General features: G+C 68.3%; 8 protein-coding genes. 5 read left to right on the top strand and 3 right to left on the bottom strand.

The window, feature by feature from the left end; genetic code table 11:
• The 3 genes from ACK42S_RS12900 to ACK42S_RS12890 form a co-directional block, all read left to right on the top strand.
• A partial coding sequence (locus tag ACK42S_RS12900) for a class I tRNA ligase family protein (RefSeq protein ID WP_409708084.1) occupies positions 1 to 969 on the top strand: 969 nt, incomplete at its 5' end.
• Complete coding sequence (lspA, locus tag ACK42S_RS12895; protein ID WP_409708081.1) at positions 969 to 1,469, top strand: signal peptidase II; 501 nt, start codon at positions 969 to 971, stop codon at positions 1,467 to 1,469. The genes ACK42S_RS12900 and lspA, both read left to right, overlap by 1 nt.
• A gap of 80 nt (positions 1,470 to 1,549) precedes the next feature.
• Positions 1,550 to 2,356, top strand: a complete 807-nt coding sequence (locus tag ACK42S_RS12890) for a DUF2189 domain-containing protein (protein ID WP_409708078.1) — start codon at positions 1,550 to 1,552, stop codon at positions 2,354 to 2,356.
• Here ACK42S_RS12890 and ACK42S_RS12885 read toward each other — a convergent pair whose 3' ends face one another.
• Positions 2,357 to 3,340: a quinone oxidoreductase family protein gene (locus ACK42S_RS12885; RefSeq protein WP_409708075.1), complete on the bottom strand. Its 984-nt coding sequence runs from the start codon at positions 3,338 to 3,340 to the stop codon at positions 2,357 to 2,359. It lies immediately after the preceding gene.
• Between the two features lie 84 nt (positions 3,341 to 3,424).
• On the opposite strand from ACK42S_RS12885, the gene ACK42S_RS12880 reads away from it, so the two are divergent.
• On the top strand, positions 3,425 to 3,733 hold the full coding sequence (locus ACK42S_RS12880; RefSeq protein ID WP_409708072.1) for a DUF2007 domain-containing protein: 309 nt from the start codon (positions 3,425 to 3,427) through the stop codon (positions 3,731 to 3,733).
• Positions 3,734 to 3,775: 42 nt separating this feature from the next.
• On the top strand, positions 3,776 to 4,669 hold the full coding sequence (locus ACK42S_RS12875; protein ID WP_409708069.1) for a DMT family transporter: 894 nt from the start codon (positions 3,776 to 3,778) through the stop codon (positions 4,667 to 4,669).
• 235 nt (positions 4,670 to 4,904) lie between these two features.
• Here ACK42S_RS12875 and ACK42S_RS12870 read toward each other — a convergent pair whose 3' ends face one another.
• Both ACK42S_RS12870 and ACK42S_RS12865 read right to left on the bottom strand, forming a co-directional pair.
• On the bottom strand, positions 4,905 to 5,558 hold the full coding sequence (locus ACK42S_RS12870) for a hypothetical protein (RefSeq protein ID WP_409708066.1): 654 nt from the start codon (positions 5,556 to 5,558) through the stop codon (positions 4,905 to 4,907).
• On the bottom strand, positions 5,555 to 7,816 hold the full coding sequence (locus ACK42S_RS12865; protein WP_409708063.1) for a hydroxyethylthiazole kinase: 2,262 nt from the start codon (positions 7,814 to 7,816) through the stop codon (positions 5,555 to 5,557). Before ACK42S_RS12865 ends, ACK42S_RS12870 begins: the two co-directional genes overlap by 4 nt.
• Positions 7,817 to 7,995 lie beyond the last annotated feature (179 nt).

The following is a 7,995-nucleotide window of genomic DNA, read 5'->3' as shown; positions in this document are numbered from 1 at the left end:
CGCAAGATGAGCAAGTCCCTGGGCAATGTCGTGGCGCCCCAGGAGGTGAGCGACAAGCTCGGCGCGGAGATCATCCGCCTGTGGGTGGCCTCCACCGACTACTCGGGCGATTTGGGCATCGACGACAAGATCCTCGCCCGTGTGGTGGACGCCTACCGCCGCATCCGCAACACCCTGCGCTTCCTGCTGGCCAACACCAGCGACTTCGATCCGGCCAAGGATGCCGTGCCGCTGGAGCACATGCTGGAGATCGACCGCTACGCCCTGGCGCGTGCGGCCCAGTTGCAGGCCGAGATCCTGGCGCACTACGAGGTCTACGAGTTCCATCCGGTGGTGGCCAAGCTGCAGGTGTACTGCTCGGAGGATCTGGGCGCCTTCTACCTCGACGTGCTGAAGGACCGCCTCTACACCACCGCACCGGGCTCGCGCGCGCGCCGCTCGGCCCAGACCGCGCTGTGGCACATCACCCACGGCATGCTGCGCTGGATGGCCCCCTTCCTGAGCTTCACGGCCGAGGAGGCCTGGCAGGTGTTCGCGCCGGGCGCGTCGGTGTCGATCTTCACCGAAACCTTCTGGGGCTTCCCGGCTGCCGGCGACGAGGCGCTGCTGGCCAAATGGGCGCGCATCCGCGAGATCCGCGATGCGGTCAACAAGGAGATCGAGACCGTGCGGGCCGCCGGCCAGGTGGGCGCCTCGCTGCAGGCCACGGTGCGCATCACCGCTGGCCCGGAGGACCACGCGCTGCTGGCCAGCCTGGGCGAGGACCTGCGCTTCGTGCTCATCACCTCGGCGGCCACGGTGATCGCAGGGCCGGGGCTTGCCGTGCAGGTGACACCGAGCACCGCGCCCAAGTGCGAGCGCTGCTGGCATTACCGCGACGACGTGGGTATCGATGCCGAACACCCCACCCTGTGCGGGCGCTGCGTGAGCAACCTCTTCGGGGCGGGCGAGACCCGCGAGGCGGCCTGATGCCCCCCCAGACCGCACCTGCTGCACGCCTGAGCCGCTGGCTCGGCATCGCCCTGGTCATCGTCGTGCTGGACCAGCTCACCAAGGCCCTGATCCTGCAGCACTTCCAGCTCGGAGAAGGCCTGCCCGTCACGTCCTTCTTCAACATCGTGCGCGTGCACAACCCCGGGGCGGCGTTCTCCTTCCTGGCCTGGGCCTCGGGCTGGCAGCGCTGGTTCTTCATCGCATTGGGGCTGGCCGCCTCGGTGTTCATCATCTGGCTGCTGCGGCGCCATGGTCACGAGCCGCTCTTCGCCGGGGCCCTGACCCTCATCCTGGGCGGGGCCCTCGGCAACGTGATCGACCGCGCCTGGCACGGCTACGTGGTGGACTTCCTCGACTTCCATGCCGGCGGCCGCCACTTCCCGGCCTTCAACCTGGCCGACAGCGCCATCACGCTCGGCGCCATCTTGCTGATCCTCGACGAGATCCGCCGCGTGCGGCGCGAACGCGCCGGCTGAGGCGTTCCGGGGAAGTCCCGGGCGTACCGGCGTGCACGGCTTGCGACAATCGTCGGCATTCCCGTGCCGACGGTCCCGCCATGAATGCCCCCGAGGTCTCGCCTCCGCCGCCCACCGTCTTCGACCTGCCGCTGCATCCGCTGGGCTGGCGCGACCCGCTGCGGTGGCTGGCCCGCGGCTGGCAGGATTTCACCCGCTGCCCGGGCCTGGGTCTGTTCTACGGGGCCTGCTTTGCGGGGATGGGCTGGCTGCTGCTGACCGTCTACCAGCACGCCCCCGCCTACACGCTGGCGCTGAGCGCCGGCTTCCTGCTGATGGGGCCCTTCCTGTGTCTGGGCCTGTACGAGGCCAGCCGCCGGCTCGAGCGGGGTCAGCGCCCCGACCTGGGCAGCTCGCTGCTGGCCTGGGAGGCCAAGCTGGGCACCATGGCGATCTTCGGCGGGGTGCTGCTGATCCTCGAGATGCTCTGGGGCCGGGCCTCGCTGGTGGTCTTCGCGGTGAGCTTCGATCACATGCCCGACTTCCAGGGCTCGCTGTGGAAGCTGCTCGCCCCGGAGAACCTGAACTTCATCGTCGCCTACGTGGCCGTGGGCGGGGTGTTCGCGGCGCTGATCTTTGCCGTGAGTGTGGTGAGCCTGCCGATGATCCTGGACCGGCACACCGACGCCATCTCGGCCGCGCTCACCAGCCTGCGGTTATGCCTCACCCAAACCGGAGTGATGCTCTGGTGGGGCTTCCTGATCACGCTGCTCGTGGTGCTGGCACTGCTGCCGGCCTTCCTGGGGCTGCTGGTGATCGGCCCGGTGCTCGGCCATGCCAGTTGGCACGCCTACCGCGGCGCGGTGGGCCATCACCCCGGGCAGAACACGGCCGCTCCGGGGGCCTGATCAGGGCAGCAGCACGGTCGAGCCGGTGGTCTTGCGCGCTTCCAGGTCACGGTGTGCCTGGGCCACCTCGGCCAGCGGGTAGCGCTGGTCCACGCGGATCTTCACCTGGCCGCTGCCCACCATCTCGAAGAGGTCGTCGGCCATGGCCTGGGTGGATTCGCGCGTGGCCAGGTGGGTGAACAGCGTGGGCCGGGTCACGTAGAGCGAACCCTTGGCCGCCAGCGTGGCCAGATGGATCGGCGGCACCGGGCCCGAGGCGTTGCCGTAGCTCACCATCAGACCCAAGGGACGCAGGCAGTCCAGCGAGCGCTCCCAGGTGTCCTTGCCGATGGAGTCGTAAACCACCTTCACGCCGCGCCCGCCGGTGATCTCCTTCACGCGCTCGACGAAGTCTTCCTTGTTGTAGTTGATGACATGGGCTGCGCCCATCTCGCGGGCCAGTGCACACTTCTCGTCGCTGCCGGCCGTGCCGATGAGCTGCAGCCCCATCGCACGCGCCCACTGGCAGGCGATCAGACCGACCCCGCCGGCCGCGGCATGGAAGAGCACCGGATCACCCTCCTGCAACCCGCCCTGGGGCTGGGTCTTGCGCAGCAGGTACTGCACGGTCAGGCCCTTGAGCATCATGGCCGCGCCGGTCTCGAAATCGATGCCGTCGGGCAGCTTCACCACGCAGCGCGCGGGCATCACGCGCACCTCGCAGTAGGCTCCGGGCGGCTGGCTGGCGTAGGCCACCCGCTGGCCGGGCTCCAGGTGGGTGACGCCCTCGCCCACGGCCTCGACCACGCCGGCGGCCTCCATGCCCAGCGTGAGCGGCAAGGGCCCCTGGTACAGCCCGGTGCGCTGGTAGATGTCGATGAAATTCAGGCCGCAGGCGTGGTGACGGATGCGCACCTCGCCGGGGCCGGGCTCGCCGACGTCCACGTCGACGAGCTGGAGCTGTTCGGGGCCGCCGAACTGCCGGATCTGGATGGCCTTGGGCATATGGTTCTCCTCGATGCAGGGTGATCAGCCCTGACGATAAGCCCGCCTGGACGGATTTGCACGATTGGGGGCATGATCCCGGTCATGAAACGGCTCGCACAGGCGCCCAACGTCACCATCGCCACACTGTGGGCGGACTGGCTCGCGCGAGCCGGCGTCGAGGCGAGCGTGCAGCGCTACTTCGCCGGTGGCATCGCCGGCGAAATCCCGCCCGACCAGAGCCTGCCGGAGGTCTGGATCGAGCACCCCGAGCAATGGGCCCACGCCCGCGAGCTGCTCGACGCCTTGCAGCACCCGCACGAGCTGCACTGGACCTGCCCCGCGTGCGGGGAGAGGATCGATGGACCGTTCGAGCAGTGCTGGCAGTGTGGCGCTAACATGCCGCGTCCCTGACCTGTCCGCTATCCCGGGGGCGCCTCGGGGCGTCCCATCCCCATGGCCCGCATCGCCCCTCTGACCCTGCTGTGGCTCATCCTGCCGCCCCTGCTGTGGGCCGGCAATGCCGTGGCCGGCCGCCTGGCCGTCGGCACGGTGTCACCCCTGCTGCTCAATGCCCTGCGCTGGGCGATCGCCGCCCTGATCCTGCTGCCCCTGGGCTGGCGCATCCTGCAGGCGGGCAGCCCGCTGTGGCCGCGCTGGCGGCGCTTTGCCGTGCTGGGTCTGCTGGGCATGGGCAGCTACAACGCACTGCAGTACCTGGCGCTGACCACCTCCAGCCCGATCAACGTCACGCTGATCGCCGCCAGCATGCCGGTGTGGATGCTGGCCGTGGGAGCACTGTGCTACGGCGAGCGGGCGCGGCACGCCCAAGTGCTGGGTGCGCTGCTCTCCCTGGCCGGGGTGCTGCTGGTGCTTTCGCGTGGCGACTGGGACACCCTGCGCCAGGTGCAGCTGGTCCCCGGCGACCTCTACATGCTGATGGCCGTCATCGCCTGGGCCTTTTACAGCTGGATGCTGGCACGCCCCGGGCCCGGCGAGCGCGACTGGCCCTGGGCCGAGTTCCTGATGGCGCAGATGGCCATCGGCCTGCTCTGGGCGGGGGGTGCCGCGCTGGGCGAATGGACGGCCGGGGCCGCCCACCTCAGCTGGAACGGCTGGGTGCTGGTGCTGCTGGCCTACGTCGCCATCGGCCCGTCGCTCATTGCGTACCGCTGCTGGGGCCTGGGCGTGGCCGCCGTGGGCCCCACGATCGCCGCCTTCTTCGGCAACCTCACCCCCGTGTTCGCGGCGGTGATGTCCGCCGCCCTGCTGGGCGATCCGCCACGCTGGTTCCATGCCGCCGCCTTCATGCTCATCGCTGCGGGCATCGTGGTGTCGTCGCGGCGATGAACCCGCATCGCGGCAAACCGCTATACGAGAAACCTTGTATCGGCCCCCACATCCATGCCGTGGTGCATCTGTAACAGTGATCGGCGCTCAAAGCTTGCGCCCACCGGAGCCACCGCATGACCGCAACGAACTCGGGCCCGCCAGGCACACCCCGTTGAGCCCTCGGCCCATCTGGTGAATGGCTGAGCCAAACGAGCAAACCTGCCACACCACAGGGCATGCACCCCGCGCCGACTCACCGCATCACTGGCTGCGACGCCGACGGCGCAGCGGGTACGGCGTCTTCAATGAACTCGATGCTTCGCAGGATCTTCAGCGCATAGGTCGTCAGGTCATGCCGCGGGTTGCGGCGGATCTCAGCCAATAAACCCATCTCAGAGTGGCCGCATACTGCCTTGACCGTATGGATCACGCAGTAATACAACTTGCGCGATCGATAACGCTCCTCACCAATGACATCATCGACAGCAACAGCCCATCCCGATGCATTGACAGCGTGCACCTGATGAGCCCGTGTCGCCCCCTTGAACAAGACTTCGTCTGCTTCAGGAACGCTGGCCACCCACTCCCCATTGGACAAACGTTTACCCCAACCATCGGTAACGACTTTGCTGTCTGCGTCGTGGCAAATGAATGGCAACCAAAACGGTGCAACGTATCGCTTAGTCACAAGACCCAGGGGATTTTCGACAGTGACACTTCCAGATCCTCCCCTTTCTGGACTGCCGGATACCCGGGCTGCAGCAGGAACAACCAGTCGAATGCGACACCCTGGCCCCATATCGATCTGCACGGCCTTGATTGACGGGGCCGCGGGTCGATTCACATCGGCCTGCACCGCGCCCACGGCCAGCGCGGCACACACCGCCAGCATCCATCGCTTGCTCACCCCCATCTCCTTCTCGTGTAACCCTCGGGATAGCGCAGCGTGAGCGCTCCTTGCGCATCGGGCAGCCTCATCTCGGTAAGCACCGCCAGCGCCACCCCGTACGCACAGCAGCGGCTGTCGAAGCCGTTGAGCGCCGGGCTGTACAGCCGCTCCACGGCCGCCGGCAGGTTCACCGCCGCGCTGGCGCGCCAGAAGGCCGCGCTGCGGTAGTACACCTTGAAACCCTGATTCGTCGAGACCTCGCAGCGCTGCACCTCATGCGCCTGGTCGGCATGGCGGGCCATGCCGGACTTCAGCCAGTAAAAACCGGCGCTGTCGGAGGGAGCCCATTGTTCTTCAAAAAGCCTTGGGTCAGGTCGCCCTTCCAAGTGATCGCGCCATTGCACCATCTGCTGCGTCAACTGCGGGAAATGCACATCGCGCAGCCGCTCATTGTTGCGCTGCGACGCAGGCAGCCGGTAGGTGGTCTCGTAGGCTTGCTCCAGGGCGCGCTGCAGCGCTTGGGGCACCTCGCGCCCGCGCCAGCGCCAGTACTCGCAGTAGTTGCCCGGGCCGGTCAGTTGCAAAAAGCCCCGCCCGTACCAGGGGGCGTACCACAAGCCTTGTCCGCCCGCCTCGGCCAGGTTGCGCAACCACCCCGTTTCCTGGATGGCATTGCCAAAAAAGCAGGCTTGCCGCATCGGTGTGTCGATGCCGTAGGCGCGTAGCATCTTGTTGAGAGGGACAAGGTGATTTTGAAGCACTGGGTTGCGCTGCACGTCCACACTGCTTTCCGGCACCTGCTCCCACATCACCGCCCGATGCCCGTTGCGCGTGGTCGTTCGTATGGCATGGCTGGGCACCAGTTGGACGAGTTCCTCGCGCGATCGCCAGCCGCAGCGGCGCATCTGGCCGATGAAGGCGCGCGCATCGACATGCCAGCGCGCTTGGAACAGCTCCGGGCAGTCGAAGCACAGCGCGCGCGCATGCGCGCAAAAGCGCTGCCAAGCCTGTTCGTCCATGCCGCTGGGGTGATGCGCGCTGGGCTGGCGCAGCCAGCCCCAGCGCTGCTCCAGGGTGGAGGCATCCCATTCGCTGGGGAACTTGCAGATCGTGCGCGCCAGCCGCGCGCGCACCTCGGCTCGAGCAAGCCGGGCCTGGGCTTCTTCCAAACCAAGGCGCCCATCGCCGTTGGCATCGAGCAATTGCCAAATGTGCGCGCTGTCGCACCGGCTGTCGCCGTCTCGGCTGTCGTCGATGCACTGCCAGCCGCGCCAGGGCGGGAAGTCGGCATCGCTGAACCGGGTCGCATCGGCAGCGTTCAGGTTGACCCAGCCGCTGCCGCGCGGCGTGGCAATGCGCCGCCAGTGCGCCATGGCCGCAGGCAGCGGCTGCGGCCCTAGCACGCGCGCCCAGCGCAGCAGCTCGTAGCACGCCGCCGGGGCCACCGGCTGGCCCAAGGCGGCGCTCCAGGCGCGGCTCATTGCCCAGGCCCGCTCGTACAGCGCATACTCCGCCGGGGCGTCTTCGCGCACGCGGCCCAGCACCTGGCCTGCGGCGTCGTAGGTGCTCAGCTCGATGGCCCCGCGCTCGTGGTGCAGGCCCACGATCCAGGGCTCGGCGCTGCGCATGAGCACCACCGCGCCGGCCGGCGGCCGCGAGGTGGTGCCCGGGTCTTGGGCATACACCGGCGTACCCTCGGGCAGGCGCACATAGGCGTCGCCATAGATCACGTCGGTGCGCCCGTGGCGCTGCGCGTCCAGCGCACCGGGCGGACGCCCAAGCAGGCGCTGCAGGTTCTCGTCGTCCAGGCAGATGGTCAGTTGAAACACATTGGGCTGGCCCAGGATGTGGCCCGCCTGGCCCAGCGGGTCTTGGCGGTGGAGGCGCTGGCCCACCCGCACGGTGGGCTCGATGCGGTGCAGGTGCATGGACACCGAGTAATACCGCAGGCGCACGGGGCGGTTTTGCGTGTCCGCGCCGATCTCGGTGTCGTGGCGCAACACGACCACGCCGTCGCTGTGGTAGCCGCCGGCGTAAGTCAGCGCTGGCGTCGCGCTGCGCTGTCGTACGTACAGCACCGTGCCATCGGCAATGGCGCACACGGGCAAGATGCTGGTGGCCCCATCGTGGGGGGCTTGCAGATGCCGCCCACCGTGCCAGCCCAGGTGGTGGCTCACAGGAAACAGCCCATGGTCGCAGCCGGACAGGGCGGCGTCCAGCCAGGCGTCTTCACTCATGGCGCCCTGCTCGGGCACAAAGGAGGGACTGATCAGCATGTTGTGCAAGGTGTGCGTGCGTAGCGGCTCACACCGAGAACGGAAACTCCTGCGGCAACGACAGCTCGCCCTGAGGCATCTGCGGCATCAAGGGCTGCACCCGCTTCGCCCCGAGCATGCGGATCTGCGCGGCCTGGATGCGCAAGGTGCCCGGGCAGTGCACCTGCAGGCCCTGGGCG

The sequence above is a fragment of the Caldimonas sp. genome (genome assembly GCF_046289365.1).
Taxonomy (GTDB): Bacteria; Pseudomonadota; Gammaproteobacteria; order Burkholderiales; family Burkholderiaceae_C; genus Caldimonas.
Note: the sequence above shows the minus strand (reverse complement) of the source record. Positions and strands in the feature narration are given on the sequence as shown.